General features: G+C 46.8%; 16 protein-coding genes and 1 tRNA gene. 13 read left to right on the top strand and 4 right to left on the bottom strand.

All coding sequences use genetic code 11. From position 1 onward, the window contains the following. The first annotated feature begins 68 nt into the window (after positions 1-68). From LHF31_RS06385 to LHF31_RS06325, 13 genes are all read left to right on the top strand, one after another. A complete protein-coding gene (locus LHF31_RS06385) occupies positions 69-848 on the top strand; it encodes a ParB/RepB/Spo0J family partition protein (RefSeq protein ID WP_298008817.1) in 780 nt (259 codons plus the stop codon). After that, complete coding sequence (locus LHF31_RS06380) at positions 845-2,428, top strand: amidohydrolase (RefSeq protein WP_298008815.1); 1,584 nt, start codon at positions 845-847, stop codon at positions 2,426-2,428. Before LHF31_RS06385 ends, LHF31_RS06380 begins: the two co-directional genes overlap by 4 nt. 3 nt (positions 2,429-2,431) lie before the next feature. Beyond that, positions 2,432-3,451 (top strand): cell wall metabolism sensor histidine kinase WalK, encoded by a 1,020-nt coding sequence (locus LHF31_RS06375; RefSeq protein ID WP_298008812.1) that lies wholly within the window; start codon positions 2,432-2,434, stop codon positions 3,449-3,451. Between the two features lie 37 nt (positions 3,452-3,488). After that, positions 3,489-4,733 carry an ATP-binding protein gene (locus tag LHF31_RS06370; RefSeq protein WP_298008809.1) on the top strand — a complete coding sequence of 415 codons (1,245 nt, stop codon included), beginning with the start codon at positions 3,489-3,491 and terminating at the stop codon, positions 4,731-4,733. 2 nt (positions 4,734-4,735) lie between these two features. Beyond that, positions 4,736-5,455: a response regulator transcription factor gene (locus tag LHF31_RS06365; protein WP_298008806.1), complete on the top strand. Its 720-nt coding sequence runs from the start codon at positions 4,736-4,738 to the stop codon at positions 5,453-5,455. Positions 5,456-5,457: 2 nt separating this feature from the next. Then, complete coding sequence (locus LHF31_RS06360) at positions 5,458-5,745, top strand: hypothetical protein (protein ID WP_298008803.1); 288 nt, start codon at positions 5,458-5,460, stop codon at positions 5,743-5,745. Positions 5,746-5,756: 11 nt separating this feature from the next. Beyond that, positions 5,757-7,073: a CpaF family protein gene (locus tag LHF31_RS06355; protein WP_298008800.1), complete on the top strand. Its 1,317-nt coding sequence runs from the start codon at positions 5,757-5,759 to the stop codon at positions 7,071-7,073. A 21-nt stretch (positions 7,074-7,094) separates the two neighbouring features. Further along, a complete protein-coding gene (locus LHF31_RS06350; RefSeq protein WP_298008798.1) occupies positions 7,095-7,769 on the top strand; it encodes a helix-turn-helix domain-containing protein in 675 nt (224 codons plus the stop codon). Next, positions 7,769-8,314, top strand: a complete 546-nt coding sequence (locus LHF31_RS06345; RefSeq protein ID WP_298008796.1) for a tetratricopeptide repeat protein — start codon at positions 7,769-7,771, stop codon at positions 8,312-8,314. The genes LHF31_RS06350 and LHF31_RS06345 overlap by 1 nt, the downstream gene beginning before the upstream one ends. Positions 8,315-8,316: 2 nt before the next feature. Then, on the top strand, positions 8,317-9,177 hold the full coding sequence (locus tag LHF31_RS06340) for a GNAT family N-acetyltransferase (protein WP_303773903.1): 861 nt from the start codon (positions 8,317-8,319) through the stop codon (positions 9,175-9,177). Positions 9,178-9,263: 86 nt separating this feature from the next. Next, a tRNA-Arg gene (locus tag LHF31_RS06335) sits at positions 9,264-9,335 on the top strand. Positions 9,336-9,467: 132 nt separating this feature from the next. Further along, positions 9,468-10,166 carry a zinc metallopeptidase gene (locus LHF31_RS06330; RefSeq protein ID WP_298008789.1) on the top strand — a complete coding sequence of 233 codons (699 nt, stop codon included), beginning with the start codon at positions 9,468-9,470 and terminating at the stop codon, positions 10,164-10,166. 134 nt (positions 10,167-10,300) lie between these two features. Further along, a complete protein-coding gene (locus tag LHF31_RS06325; protein WP_298008786.1) occupies positions 10,301-10,921 on the top strand; it encodes a redox-sensing transcriptional repressor Rex in 621 nt (206 codons plus the stop codon). A gap of 56 nt (positions 10,922-10,977) precedes the next feature. On the opposite strand, the gene LHF31_RS06320 is transcribed toward LHF31_RS06325, so the two are convergent. The 4 genes from LHF31_RS06320 to atpG are packed head-to-tail and all read right to left on the bottom strand — an operon-like array spanning position 10,978 to position 14,748. Beyond that, positions 10,978-11,982 carry a rod shape-determining protein gene (locus LHF31_RS06320; protein WP_298008783.1) on the bottom strand — a complete coding sequence of 335 codons (1,005 nt, stop codon included), beginning with the start codon at positions 11,980-11,982 and terminating at the stop codon, positions 10,978-10,980. A 21-nt stretch (positions 11,983-12,003) separates the two neighbouring features. Continuing rightward, entirely contained in the window at positions 12,004-12,420 is a 417-nt protein-coding gene (locus LHF31_RS06315) for a F0F1 ATP synthase subunit epsilon (RefSeq protein WP_298008781.1), read from the bottom strand. Between the two features lie 9 nt (positions 12,421-12,429). After that, a complete protein-coding gene (atpD, locus tag LHF31_RS06310) occupies positions 12,430-13,830 on the bottom strand; it encodes a F0F1 ATP synthase subunit beta (protein WP_303773898.1) in 1,401 nt (466 codons plus the stop codon). A 15-nt stretch (positions 13,831-13,845) separates the two neighbouring features. Beyond that, complete coding sequence (gene atpG, locus LHF31_RS06305; protein ID WP_298007870.1) at positions 13,846-14,748, bottom strand: ATP synthase F1 subunit gamma; 903 nt, start codon at positions 14,746-14,748, stop codon at positions 13,846-13,848. Positions 14,749-14,750 lie beyond the last annotated feature (2 nt).

Raw genomic sequence — 14,750 nt, 5'->3', positions numbered from 1 at the left:
GCAAAGGTGGCTTGGGAAAAGGTTTAGGCGCATTAATCCCCGGAGAATCTTCCCAGAATGAAAGCGGGGTGATTTCCCTGCCTGTTGATCAAATCAAACCGAACCCTCGTCAACCACGCACGGAAATAAACGAAGCCAATTTACAAGAACTGGCTGAATCGATTCGAGAGCATGGTGTATTACAGCCGGTTCTGGTCACCACAGAACCCGGAAAGGATGAGTATTACCTTGTGGCGGGAGAAAGACGTTTGCGAGCCGCTAAACTGGCCGGGTTAGAAATGATACCCGCCATCATCCGCCCGGTGAGTGAACAAGAACGCCTTGAACTGGCCCTGATTGAAAACCTGCAGAGAGAAGACCTTTCACCTCTTGAAACAGCAGAAGCCTATCAACAGTTGGTGGAAGAATTCGGCTTGAGGCATGAAGATATTGCTATCCGGGTAGGAAAAAGCCGCGAGGCAGTGAGCAATACTTTGCGGCTTCTTAACCTTTCTGAGGAAGCCAAAAAAGCCTTGCAAAATGGAGAAATAAGCGAAGGGCATGCCCGGGCGTTACTTGGATTACACACCGAAACCGCACAAAACACAGTCCTGAAAGTTATTCGCGAGCAAGGATTAACAGTACGCCAAACGGAAGAATTGGTGCGCAAGATGTCTGGTGAACGCCCACTAAAACAGCACAAGCGCGGTCCATCTCCAGAAATTCAGGAATATGAAGAACAACTTCGCACACGCTTTGGCACAAAGGTCTCCATTCGCCATGGACAAAAAGGCGGCTCGATTGTAATCTACTACTATTCAGAAGAAGAATTTGATCATTTATTAAATCAATTCCTGGGGCATCCATGATTCGCGTTCTGTACCATGCGCAGGTATATTCCTCACCCTATGTCAAAGCCGGCACAGCCATTGCCATTCAAGATGATCGTGTTCTTGCTGTTGGTTCGGACGAGGATTTACTTTTGCTATACGGGAAAACAGCACTTTGTGAGGACATGCAGGGAGCCTGCATTTTCCCAGGGTTGACGGACGCGCATCTTCATTTAGAACAGTATGCACTCTCGCTTCAACGGGTAGATTGTGAAACCCAAACGCTACAGGAATGTCTTCAACGGGTAAAGGCAAGGATAGAAAAGACACCGCCCGGAAAATGGGTACGGGGACATGGGTGGAATCAAAATCTATGGAGCGAAGGCTTCGGAAATAATACTTTACTGGATGCCGTCAGTCCTCAAAATCCAGTTTATCTGACTGCTAAGTCTTTGCATGCTGCCTGGGCAAATTCACAAGCCCTGGTACTCGCCGGTATAGATAAAACCACTTCCGACCCACCCGGAGGAAAAATTCAACGCGATCCACAGGGAAGGCCAACTGGCATCTTGTTTGAATCTGCCATGCAACTGGTAGAACGTGTTCTGCCTGCCCCAACTCCACAGGAAGTTGCCGAAGCCATTCAGGAAGCCCAGAAAAATTTATGGAAAATGGGCATTACCGGTGTACATGATTTTGACCAGTCCCGTTGTTTTTCTGCTCTTCAAATCCTTGACCAGTCAAACACCCTCAAAATACGGGTACTGAAAAGCATTCCGCTAGAAAACCTTCCCGATGCGATCCGGCTGGGGTTACGCAGTGGGTTTGGTTCATCCTACCTGAGAATTGGTTCGGTGAAGTTATTTGCAGATGGTGCACTGGGCCCCCATACTGCAGCAATGTTTCAACCCTACGAAAACGAACCCCAAAACACAGGCATCCTCTTCCTGGATCATGAAGATGTTGTTGAATACGGGAGGGAAGCCGTCCAACATGGGCTCAGTCTTGCGATCCATGCCATTGGAGACCGTGCCAATCATGAAGTTTTGCTTGGATTGGCACAGGTTAGGGCATTCGAGAAAGAACAAAAAATCCTCCCCTTGCGGCATCGAATTGAGCACGTGCAGTGCCTTAATATAGAAGATTTTCCACTATTTGACAGACACCAGATTCTGGCTTCGGTTCAGCCTGTACACGCTATTTCGGATATGGAAATGGCGGATATTTACTGGGGAACAAGAAGCCAGACTTCATATGCCTATAAATCGCTTCAGGATTACGGGGCAAAACTGGTATTTGGATCCGATGCTCCGGTTGAGAGTCCCAATCCATGGCTGGGAGTTTACGCCGCAGTTACCCGCCGAAAATTAAACGGGTTTCCTGGAATTGAGGGCTGGCATCCAGAGCAACGGATTTCCGTACAAGATGCGCTTGCCGGATTTACCATATCCCCTGCTTACGCTGCGGTTCGAGAACAAGAACTGGGAAAACTGGAGAAAGGCTTCCTGGCAGATCTAATTGTTCTTCCTGAGTCTCCGTTGGAAATTCCTCCCGATAAACTGCCTTCACTCCTTCCAGTAGCCACTATGGTGGGGGGAGAATGGGTATGGTGGAGTTAAATCATGAAAAACACCTCGCCGCTTTCCCTTGAATTGCTGGTTCCTAAAATGGGTGATTATCTGGTCGAAAAAGGTTTGATTACCCATGAACAATTGACGCTGGCACTTCAGGAACAAGAAAGGCTCAGGAATCGGCAGGAAAAATCGCCACTTTTAGGGAAAATTCTCGTTCAAAAAGGGTTTATCACCCAGGAAAATTTAGACCGCGCAATTGCGGAACAAATCCTTCAATACCAGAATGCTTTACAAGAAGCCAATCAAAAACTGGAACAACGGGTCAAGGAACGTACGGCTGAATTAGAAAAAGCCCTCGAACAACTCCACTCTTTAAATGAACTAAAATCCAACCTGGTTGCAAATATCTCTCACGAATTACGAACTCCACTCACCCACTTAACCGGTTACCTGGATTTACTTCTTGCTGGCGATTTGGGTCCCTTAAACTCCCAACAACGGGCTGCTCTTGAGGTAATTCAACGTTCCTCAGAACGATTAGCGCAATTGATTGAGGATCTGATTCTCTTCTCAGTGAGTGAAAAGAATCAAATTTATCTGAATATCCGTCCTGTCAACGCCTTTGAATTACTTTCCTCGGTTTATCAGCGGAATTCTCATAAAGCAATTGAACGGCAGGTTCAATTTCATCTTGATCCACCAGACAATGCCTTAATGATTGCCGCTGATCAAGAAAAAGTTTCCTGGGTGTTAATGCAACTGATCGATAATGCCATCAAGTTCACCCCTCCTCTGGGAACGATCTCTCTTTCTACTGAGCGAGATGAAGGTTTCTTGAAAATTCAGGTGTCTGATACCGGCATCGGCATTCCTGCCAATCGTATCGAACAAATCTTTGAGCCTTTTGTACAATTAGATGGAAGTTCCACTCGAAAAGCAGGCGGAACCGGGTTAGGGCTTGCCCTGGCACGCCGAATCATCGAAGCACACGGTTCGGTCATTCATGTCCATTCTGAAGAAAATAAGGGGAGTACATTTTCATTTGCTTTGAGAATAGTCTCTGCATAAGAATGAGTAAGAACTTTAGTGGGGAGTTTATTTAGAAATGGGCACACCGGATCCAACCACACAAGCGGTTGAAATACGTCATCTATACGAAATCAGTCGAATTGTCACTCAAAGCACAGACTGGAATTCGGCATTAGACCAGATTGTCCCCCTTCTACGATCCATTTTCATCTTCGATAACCTTGCGGTATATCTGGCAGATCCATTTCATCATACCCTGGATGTAATGTTTGCAAGAGCAGTTGGGAGAGGACGCTCAGCAGAGGCGGATATCGCATGGGGTGAAAATATCGCCAATCAAATTATGGATCAGCCCGAAATCAAGATTGTAGAACCCGACACCCTGTCCAGAGACAATCGTCTGGCGAGCCCTTATATTTTGGGTATACCACTTCAGGCAGGAGAACGTACACTGGGAGTACTGGTCCTGATCCGTTTTGGGGGACCACCGTTTAACCAGTCTTACATTCAACTTGCTCAATTTATAGCCCAGCAGATCAGTTTACTGGTAGAACGCCAGAACCTCCAAAAAGCCTATGACATTTTGGAGACCCAGAGCAAAGAAAATCGGGTTCAAGAAGATTTTATTTCAACGATTACCCATGAATTGCGAACGCCATTGGGTTTCATTAAAGGGTACACCACGACATTACTTCGGTCAGATACTGAGTGGGACGCGCAAACTCAACAAGAGTTCTTAAGAATTATTGATCAGGAAACGGATCGGTTGCAAGAGTTAATCGAAAACCTTCTGGATTCTGCGCGCCTTCAAAGCGGAACGCTGAAAATGGTATTTCAACCGGTACGGCTGGATTCTCTGGTTCGCTCCACCATTGAACATCTCAAAATGCATCACCCCTCATTTACAGCACATGTTGAGACGGAACCCCATTTTCCTTCCATTGAAGCCGACCCCAAAAGGATTAATCAGGTATTGGAAAACCTGTTTAATAACGCAATCAAATATGCTCCCGGGTCAGATGTTTGGGTTAAAATAAAAGAACAGGATGGAGAGGCAATTCTCACCATAGAAGATCACGGACCTGGAATACCGCAACGTTACCTGCCTTATGTCTTTGAGCGCTTTTTCAGGAATCCGGATACTTCGCCTAACGTTCACGGTACAGGCTTAGGGTTATTTATTTGCAAAAAGATCATCCAGGCACACCACGGGAACATTCAGGTGCACTCCATCCCGGGAAAAGGGACCACCTTTATCATTCGATTGCCCATTTATCAACCGAAAGACGGGGATTTTGGCGAACTTTCGGAGGAGGTCTAAAAATGGCAGCGCCTCATATTCTGGTGGTAGATGATGAGCCAAGATATCAGCATTTGCTCAGGGTGAACCTCGAAGCTGCTGGATATCTGGTGAGTACGGCAAGTAACGGGGAAGAAGCCCTGGAATTTATATCTTCTCGCCAACCCGATCTGGTCATCCTGGATGTCATGATGCCCCATCTGGATGGATTTTCGACCTGCGAGCGAATCCGACAATTTTCAAGCGTTCCCATTATCATGCTCACTGCCAAGGGAGAAGAACAAGATCGCGTGAAGGGCTTAAATGTGGGCGCTGATGATTATGTGGTAAAGCCCTTTTCTGCAACAGAGTTGATTGCGCGGGTTCGAGCAGTTCTCAGACGTGCTCAAACCGCTGACTCTGTGACCCAAAACCGGTATTTCATCCATGGCAATTTGAAAATTGACTTTGCCAGAGCAGAAGTCTGGAAAGATGAGAAACCTGTTTTTCTATCGGCTACAGAATACCGCCTGCTCATCCAGTTTGCTCATAACATGGGTAGGGTGCTTTCACCAGAGGATTTGCTTACTGCTGTCTGGGGAGCACAATATAAAGACGATAAGGAAATTTTATGGGTAAGTATTGCTCGATTGCGGCAAAAACTTGAGGATAACCCTCACAACCCCATCCACATTGTGACACGTTCTGGGCTTGGATATCTCATGCCCCCTATTGAAAAAGAATCTTCTGAAACAGGAAAATAAACATGGTGACACAATACGACGAAAAGGGTAAAATTTTTACACAGGTCATTTCTAAGAAACCTGTACCGGTTATTGTGCAAACCACTCAGCATACCATTCGCGGTACCCTCCATGTACGTCCAAGCGAACGGATTATTGACGAGTTGAATGCTTCCATTCAATTCATCGCGATAACGGAAGCAAACGTTCTCGACCCTCAGGGGAATTTGTTGTATAAAAGCAATTTCCTCACTCTGAATAAAGAACACGTCATCTGGATCATCCCAGATGAGGAGATACAAAGTGCTTAGAGGAAGAATCCATGAATAATCCAGGCGCATCACCACGTCAAGCCGATCTTGCCAAACTGAAAGATTATCTTATTAATGTTGTTTCTCGGGAACTTGAATCCAACCCACCTCCTTCCGGTGAAGACCGCCGGAAAGTAGTTGGTCAACTTTTAATGCAAGCCTACCAGACGACCCGGCTTCAACTTCCTAACAGCGTTCGAGATCAATTATTTCATGATATTCTGGATGATTTACTCGGGTTTGGTCCATTACAACCTCTTCTGGATGACCCGGAAATCTCTGAAATCATGGTAAATGGTCCTAAATTGGTCTATATAGAACGCAAAGGGAAACTGCAAAAGACAAATATCACTTTTGAAAATGATGCGGCAGTCATTCGGCTTATCGAGAAGATAGTTCTACCGTTAGGGCGTCGCATTGATGCAGACAGTCCCACCGTAGACGCCCGCCTCCCGGATGGTTCTCGTGTAAATGCTGTGATTCCGCCTTGTGCTATTGACGGTCCTACAATCACAATTCGCAAGTTTCAAAAAGACAAACTCACCATCCAACAGCTTATCAATTACGGGTCCATCACGGAGAACATGGCAAACTTTATTCGGGCATGTGTCATTGCCCGATTAAACATCATCATCTCTGGCGGAACCGGTTCTGGAAAAACCACCCTGCTGAACATTCTGTCTGGTTTCATTCCAGAAGATGAACGCATTGTTACCATTGAAGACGCCGCAGAATTGAAACTCCAACAGGAACACGTGGTGCGACTGGAAACAAAACCACCAAACTCTGAGGGTAAAAACGCCGTCACCATTCGTGATCTGGTGCGTAATGCCCTGAGAATGCGCCCTGATCGGATTATTGTTGGAGAATGCCGCGGCGGTGAAGCGCTGGATATGTTACAGGCAATGAATACTGGACACGATGGTTCATTGACTACACTCCATGCAAACACTCCTCGCGATGCGCTTTCCCGTCTTGAAACAATGTGTTTGATGTCGGGGATGGAATTGCCCGTTAGAGTAATTCGTGAACAAATTGCCTCTGCCATTGACCTGATCATTCAGGTATCCCGTCTTAAGGACGGAACCCGAAAAGTGGTCTCTATTACTGAAGTTGCGGGAATGGAAGGTGATACCATTGTCATGACCGATATTTTTAAGTTTGAGCAAACCGGTATTTCAGCAGATGGGAAAGTCTTGGGAGAATTGAAGCCCACAGGCATTCGACCTCTCTTTACCCCGCGGCTTGAAGCAGCAGGATTCAAACTTGGTCCTGAAGTGTTTGGCGCTAACCTGGCAGATATCCTTGGCGGGGGTCGGCGCAGATAAAATTCGCTCAAAGGAGAGCAAATGGAAAATCGGCTCATCCTGATTCGTCGAAAGAAATTGGGTGCAATTCTTTATGATAGCCGGCGAGTGTCATGCCGCTCGCTGGAAGAATGCGCCCGTATTCTGGAAATTTCGCCAGAACAATATTCTCAATTTGAACGCGGAGAGGCTTCTCCAACGCTTCCTCAGGTTGAATTGCTCTCCTTATATCTGAATATTCCTGTTGATGTTTTCTGGGACAATAAACCCATTTCGGCAGAAAGGCAAGCGGAAGTTCCGCAAAACATCCACACAGTTCTAAAATTGCGCAATCGAATTATTGCAGCAAGTTTACGTCTTGCCAGACAGGAAAAGGGAATTTCCACCAGCCAGTTAGCCGAAAAAACAGGGATTGAGGAAGAATTATTGTTTTCATATGAAAACGGAAACCGGGAAATTCCTTTGCCAGAACTGGAAACTCTGGCGGAAGTATTGGATGTTCCCATCAGTCAATTTTTGGATGAAAAAGGTCCGATTGCTAAACGGCGTATCCAGCGACAATGGGTAGAACAATTTGAAAAACTTCCGGAGGAAATGCAGCAATTTATTGTGCAACCCGTAAACCGCCCTTATCTGGAACTGGCAATGCGATTATCTGCGCTGGATGCGAACAAGCTACGCTTGATTGCTGAAAGTCTTCTGGAGATTACCTATTGATGGAAAAGCAAAATACACCTGATCAACTCGCTAAAACCGGACAACAACTGTACCGCGCAGGGAAATATCTTGAAGCGGCGGCACAGTTTGAAAGAGCCGCAAAAGCCTACGGAGAAAGCGGTGACATGGTTTTGTCTGCTGAGATGGCGAACAATCAGAGTGTAGCCCTCCTACAAGCCGGTGATGCTCAGGGCGCCCTCAAAGCCTGTGAAGGCACAGAGCAAATTTTCCATCAAGTGGGTGATATTGAACGAGAAGGGATTGCCATAGCGAATTACGCAGCGGCACTGGAAGGGTTGAATCGACTTGAAGAAGCCCTGCACCATTATCAACGCGCTGCTGCTTTGTTTAAACAAATCAATCACTCTGAGATGCGCGCAGTAACGCTCAAAGCCATATCTTCTTTACAGATTCGAACCAACCGGCAACTTGAAGCCCTGGCAAGTATGGATGCCGCCCTCGAAGAACAAAAGCAACTTACGTTGAAGGAACGTTTGCTCAAAAGGCTCCTTGATTTACCTTTCAAGATGATAGGGAAAAAGTGAATTTGTTCCAATCTCAGCATCAACTTCGCCCCGTAGCCCTTCAGGATAAACCACATTTACAGGCATTTCTAAAAAAAACCATCTATCTCCACCAGCACCTTGACTGGAGAAACCCACTGGATTGGGTGGGATGGCAACCCTTCTGGCTCGCAGAAAAAGATGATCAATTGATTGGGCTACTCGCCACTCCGGCTGACCCTCCCATGGCGGCATGGATCCGCATCTTTGCCGCTGATCTTTTTACTTCTCCTACCCGCATCATGACTGAACTGCTGGGAAAAAACCTGGAATGGCACCACGAAAACAGCCATGTACCGTTTTTAGCCTCTTTGGGACTCAGTGAATGGTTCGCCCACATCCTCCATGATTTGAGGTTTATCCATTATCAGGATGTGGTGATGATGATATATGATCATAATTTTGTGGTTTATGAACCTTCTCGCGAATCTTATGCAATTCACCGAGAGATGCAACTTGAAGACTTGCCTGCGGTTACAGCGGTAGATAACGCCGCTTTTGAACCTTTGTGGCAATTAAGCCAGACAGATCTGTATTACGCATTTCAGAAATCCACTTATAAGACCGTCCTGGAAATAGAAGGGAAAATTGTCGCTTACCAGATGAGCACAGAAAGTGAATACAAAGCCCACCTGGCGCGTCTGGCAGTCCTTCCAGAAATGCAAAACCGTGGATTAGGTTCACAAATGGTGCGCAGTTTACTTCATCATTTTATTGTTCAAAAGGGACTAAAAAATGTGACCCTGAATACACAAAGCACCAATACCACCTCTTTACATGTATACCAACATTGTGGGTTTCGGTTAACAGGTGAACAGTATCCGGTTTTCATCTTGCCGCTATAATCCATTCCAGGCAAAAAGCAAAATAAGAATCTGAAAATCCATGAACTTGCCATCCTTAAAAAGGCAGTGTATAATTTGGAGCGTCAGCGCCTGTAGTGAAGTGGATATCACGTCACCCTCCGGAGGTGGAAGCCCGAGTTCGAGTCTCGGCAGGCGCGCCTCTTTTTTTAATCAAAATCCTCTAAAGTTTTTACACTTTCTTGATACCGTTCTAATCCCCCTCTTATAAATATTTGTTATCTTATCTATCAAGACAAAACCAGTCTCGAAATAAATTGGGAGGTTAATTTATGATCGCTTTTGGTGGTGGGTACCTTATCTACCTGCTTTTCAGTTTACCAGCCTTACTATTGGGGTTCTGGGCTCAATTCAAAGTACAGTCAGCATTTAATGAGTACTCCAAAAAACGGAACGCTTCCGGTATGACTGGAGCAGAGATTGCACGACGCATTCTAAACATGAATGGGTTGTCGAATGTTCGTGTAGAAGCCGTTGACGGCTTCTTAAGCGACCACTATGACCCTGTGGCGCGTGTTCTTCGACTCAGTCCTGAGGTTTACCACAGCAACAGCATTGCCGCCGCCGGAATTGCCGCACATGAAGCGGGACACGCTATTCAACACCATGAGGGGTATTTCCCTCTCCAAATCCGTTCGGCAATCGTTCCAACGGTACAGATTGGCTCCTGGCTTGGTCCGATTATCTTCATGCTGGGTTTCTTCTTCATGGGAACTACAGTTGCATGGATTGGGCTGGGATTATTTGCGGCGACAGCAGTGTTCGCCTTGATCACCCTTCCGGTTGAATTCGATGCAAGTCGGAGAGCAAAAGCCGTTTTAGCCGATGGCGGGTTGGTCTATTATGGAGAAATGGAAGGTGTCAATAAGGTGCTGGATGCTGCAGCATTGACCTATGTAGCGGCAGCCGTTCAAGCCATCTCGACGGTGTTATACTACGTGTTCTTGCTTTCAGGAAGACAGAGGGAATAAAAAATCAGTCAATGAGTTACAGACAGGTTGCTTGGAAGACAGGTAACCTGTTTTTTTTACTTTCAGGATGTGATAATTTACACAACCTTTGTTAATTAGAGTAAAATGGGAATAAATTCCCTGTAGAGGTGTTCATGAACGAGAAAACCATTCCTGATATTGTGATTGGGCGCCTGCCACGTTACTTGCAAGCCCTTGAGCATATGCTTCAACAAGGTTGCACCGTCACCTCTTCAAAAGAATTGGGCGAAAAAATTGGCATTTCAGCAGCCCAAATTCGAAAAGACCTTTCTCAATATGGAGAATTTGGCAAACAAGGCAAAGGTTACTCTGTTCCATTTCTTGTTCATAAACTACAACAAATTCTAAAAGTCGATCGGATTTGGGACATGGCTTTGATCGGCGCAGGTAATTTAGGAAAAGCCATCGCATATTATCAAGGGTTCATTGATCATGGCTTTCGAGTAGCACTGATTTTCGACTCTGACCCACAAAAAGTTGGACAGGTGATTAATGAGATTCCGGTGCTGCACACTTCAATGATGATTGAAACGATTCAAACCCACCAAATTAAAATCGCCATGCTAACCGTACCGGCTCAAGTTGCCCAAAGCGTAACCAATCAACTCATTCAGGCTGGCGTCAAAGCCATTTTGAACTATGCCCCCATTACATTGACTGTCCCTGATGATGTCCATGTGCAATATATAGACCCAATTATTCACTTACAAAGAATGACTTATTATCTGGATTAAACCATCCAGGGCTGGCACAGTCTCGCCAGCCCTGTTGCTTGCTTAAGCCAGAAATTTCAGGTTTGTAAAAGGCTCCGCGAAAGCGCTTCGCGCATCGAAAATGCCCGCGCTGCACCTTCTGCGGTGCAGGTAGTAGGATTATCCACCAGGTAGGCTGGGATACCCAGGGCTTTTGTCAAATATCGATCAATCCCCTTGAGAAGCGCTCCACCCCCGCACAACGCTACTCCTCGGTCAATGATATCTGCAATCAATTCAGGTGGCGTTTTCTCTAATACTCGCCTGGCACAACCCACTACTTCCTGTAAGGGCTCTTGTAAGGCTTCCACAATATCATCAGTGGTAAGGGAAACGGGTTTGGGAAGCCCACTGACCTGATCCTGCCCCTGCACTTCCATCGTTTGCTGTTGCTCTTGTGGAATCGCCGCGCCAAGGCGAATCTTCAACTGTTCAGCAGTAGGCTGGCCAATCAACACCCCATACTTTTTGCGCACATATGCGATAATGGCTTCATCCATGCGAATCCCGCCTGTGCGTAAAGTTTCTCCACGCACTATATCGTACATTGCCAGAACTGCTGCCTGAATAGTACCACCTCCAATGGATAAAACCATATTCCCTGAAGGCGTACCAATGGGTAAATCCACACCTAAAGCGGCAGCAATGGGTTGCGGGATAAGATAAACTTCTCGCCCTGCCCCAAGTCCCGCTTCATGAACAGCACGGCTTTCCACGCTCGTCACCCCATAAGGTACAGTGAGCATGATTCGCGGGGGAAACAACTGCATGGGACCGGAGACTTTTCGCACCAGAAATTTCAGGAATTTTTCGGTTTTTTCATACTCGGCGATTACGCCGTGCTGAAGAGGCCAAACCACTTCAATGGCATCGGAGACCCTGCCATACATGTCCCGGGCTGCTCTGCCAGACTCTACCATTTTCTGTTCGGCTACCACCACAGCAACTACCGTGGGCTCATTGATTAAAATTTGATTACCTTCGACAATGATAGTGTTCGTTGTCCCCAAATCAATGCCCAATTCACGCGTGAATAATGCCATGACATTCCCCTGACTGGATGTTTAGTGATGACGGCGGTATCTGCGCACCGCTTCAATGCGCAAGTTGGAACGACGTAAGGCAGCCTGGATATTCAGGTACTCATCGGTGTCTTGAGGAACGCCTTGTTTAAGTAAATTTTCCGCCCTCCGCCGCGCTTCTTCTGCCCGCTGAAGATTAATTTCTTCTACGTTTTCAGCCGCATCAGCAAGAATGGTTACCTGATCTGGCTGTACTTCAGCAAAGCCCCCCGCTACAGTAAAATAATGCTCTTCCCCGTTCTTTTTGACATGAACAATACCATATTGCAGGGTCGTTAATACGGGGGAATGGTTAGGCAGAATGCCCATCTGCCCACCTCCCCCCGGAAGGATAACCATATCCACGTCTTCTGAAAATACAACCCGATCCTGCGAAACGATTTCACAGCGGATTGGCATAATTCTCTCCTAACTCTGTAATTCTCGAGCGCGTGCTACAGCGTCATCAATGGTACCCACCATGTAAAATGCCTGTTCAGGCAAATCGTCATGCTTGCCATCAAGGATTTCCCGGAAACCTCTGACAGTTTCTTTCAGCGGCACGTACACTCCAGGCCGCCCGGTGAACTGTTCAGCCACAAACATAGGCTGGCTGAAGAAACGCTCGATCTTTCGGGCGCGTGAGACAATTAATTTGTCATCTTCACTCAGTTCATCAAAACCCAGAATGGCGATGATATCCTGTAAGTCCTTGTATCGTTGAAGAACCCGCTGAACTTCCCGAGCCGTACGATAATGTTCTTCACCAACAATCAGGGGATCCAGAATTCGTGAGGTAGAGACCAGAGGATCCACAGCCGGGAAAATGCCCTTTTCCACAATGGCACGATCCAGTGCAATGGTGGCATCCAGATGGGCAAACGTCGCTACTGGGGCAGGATCTGAGTAGTCATCTGCCGGTACATACACTGCCTGCATGGAAGTAATCGAACCATGGTGAGTGGAAGTGATGCGCTCCTGTAATTCGCCCATCTCTGTTGCAAGCGTGGGTTGATACCCTACTGCCGAAGGCATGCGCCCCAGTAATGCTGAAACTTCCGAGCCGGACATGGTAAAGCGGAAGATATTGTCAATAAACAACAGAACATCCCGTCCCTGATCACGGAAATACTCTGCCATTGCCAGCGCTGTCAAGGCAACCCGCAAACGAACACCACTGGGCTCGTTCATTTGACCAAAAACCATTACTGTATCCTTCATAACCCCCGATTCGAGCATCTCGCGGTATAACTGCGTCCCTTCACGAGTGCGTTCACCCACACCGGCAAAGACGGAATTTCCTTTATGGACGGTGGCAATAGAACGAATCAGTTCCATAATGATAACTGTTTTTCCGGTTCCCGCACCACCAAAAATACCTGTCTTCCCACCTTTGGTAAACGGAGCAATGAGATCAATTACCTTCAACCCCGTTTCAAATACCTCTACACGAGTAGACTGGTCTTCAAACTTAGGGGCTGCACGATGAATCGGATACTGGATTTCGCTTTCCACCGGTCCTTTTCCATCAATGGGTTTTCCAGTGACATTGAAGATACGCCCCAAAGTAGCAGGCCCAACCGGAACGGTGATTGGCGCTCCTGTACGACGAACCGGGATGCCGCGCTGTAGCCCATCGGTTGTATCCATGGCAACCGTTCGAACCCAACCCTCTCCCAAATACTTTTGGACTTCCAATATCAAAGGCTCCCCTGTGGGAGGCAATACCTCAAGTGCCTCATAAATGGTCGGCAAATCATCTGCAGGGAACTCGACATCTACGACACTACCTTGAATTTGAACCACTCGACCGGTTGCCTGACGAACCATGCATAACCTCCCGCGTTATTCGTTTTCCTGGGCAAGGGCATTTGCCCCGCCTGCAATATCTAACATTTCATTGGTGATAAGAGTTTGACGTAGTTTGTTATATTCCAGTTGAAGAGACTGGATCAAATCTTGCGCGCTCTCCGTTGCATTGCGCATGGCAATCATACGCGCTGCATGTTCACTGGTTTGTGCGGACAAAATCGCCTGAAAAATTTGAATTCCCGTAAAATGGGGCACAATATTGTTCAAGACTTCCCCTTCATCCGGCTCAAAGGTGAAAACCGAATGAGTGCGATGGGTGGCATCCAACACATTCGGATTGGGTATCTCATCCTTGTAGAGGATTTTCAGGGGAAGCAATCTTCTTGTAACCGGTTCGTAACGCATCATGTTTATGAACTGGGTGTAACAAATGTACACCTCGTCATAAATACCTTTTTCAAAATCTTCAATGACCAGACTGGTTATAGGCGCTACCTCTTTGTATAAAGGTGGAGAGGGTAAATCGCTAAACTCTGCAATGACATTTTTTCTGCGCCGTAACAGCAAGTCTCTCCCTTTTTTGCCGACTGCCACAAAATCAACCGGGTAAGGTTTTTGATTAAACTCATGCAAAGCATGTCGGAATATATTGGCGTTATAAGATCCAGCCAATCCACGATCGCTGGTGACCAAAATGACAAGTGCCTTTTTAACCGTAGGGCGATCTGCCAGAAGAGGATGAAGAGCATTGTGACCTGGTTGACGCGCCAGGTGCACGAGCACTTTCCAGGCTTTTTCTGCGTAGGGCTTGCTGGAGTTATGTGCTTGAATGGCTTTCCGCACACGGCTGGCACTGACCGTCTCAAGAGCCTTGGTCACCTGGGAAAGGTTCTTGACACTGCGTATTCGCAGCCTCATTTCTCTTGTAGAAGCCATAC

Origin of the sequence: Anaerolinea thermophila, assembly GCF_020723905.1 — a bacterium.
In the GTDB taxonomy this organism is placed as follows: domain Bacteria; phylum Chloroflexota; class Anaerolineae; order Anaerolineales; family Anaerolineaceae; genus Anaerolinea; species Anaerolinea thermophila_A.
Note: the sequence above shows the minus strand (reverse complement) of the source record. Positions and strands in the feature narration are given on the sequence as shown.

Coding starts and splice junctions, on each gene's coding strand:
- LHF31_RS06320 (WP_298008783.1), bottom strand. CDS start 11,982: ATGGCATTATTCACGCGTGAATTGGGCATTGATTTGGGGACAACGAAC.
- LHF31_RS06345 (WP_298008796.1), top strand. CDS start 7,769: ATGGAAAAGCAAAATACACCTGATCAACTCGCTAAAACCGGACAACAA.
- LHF31_RS06315 (WP_298008781.1), bottom strand. CDS start 12,420: ATGCCAATCCGCTGTGAAATCGTTTCGCAGGATCGGGTTGTATTTTCA.
- LHF31_RS06325 (WP_298008786.1), top strand. CDS start 10,301: ATGAACGAGAAAACCATTCCTGATATTGTGATTGGGCGCCTGCCACGT.
- LHF31_RS06365 (WP_298008806.1), top strand. CDS start 4,736: ATGGCAGCGCCTCATATTCTGGTGGTAGATGATGAGCCAAGATATCAG.
- LHF31_RS06355 (WP_298008800.1), top strand. CDS start 5,757: ATGAATAATCCAGGCGCATCACCACGTCAAGCCGATCTTGCCAAACTG.
- atpG (WP_298007870.1), bottom strand. CDS start 14,748: ATGGCTTCTACAAGAGAAATGAGGCTGCGAATACGCAGTGTCAAGAAC.
- LHF31_RS06370 (WP_298008809.1), top strand. CDS start 3,489: ATGGGCACACCGGATCCAACCACACAAGCGGTTGAAATACGTCATCTA.
- LHF31_RS06360 (WP_298008803.1), top strand. CDS start 5,458: ATGGTGACACAATACGACGAAAAGGGTAAAATTTTTACACAGGTCATT.
- LHF31_RS06330 (WP_298008789.1), top strand. CDS start 9,468: ATGATCGCTTTTGGTGGTGGGTACCTTATCTACCTGCTTTTCAGTTTA.
- LHF31_RS06375 (WP_298008812.1), top strand. CDS start 2,432: ATGAAAAACACCTCGCCGCTTTCCCTTGAATTGCTGGTTCCTAAAATG.
- LHF31_RS06350 (WP_298008798.1), top strand. CDS start 7,095: ATGGAAAATCGGCTCATCCTGATTCGTCGAAAGAAATTGGGTGCAATT.
- atpD (WP_303773898.1), bottom strand. CDS start 13,830: ATGGTTCGTCAGGCAACCGGTCGAGTGGTTCAAATTCAAGGTAGTGTC.
- LHF31_RS06380 (WP_298008815.1), top strand. CDS start 845: ATGATTCGCGTTCTGTACCATGCGCAGGTATATTCCTCACCCTATGTC.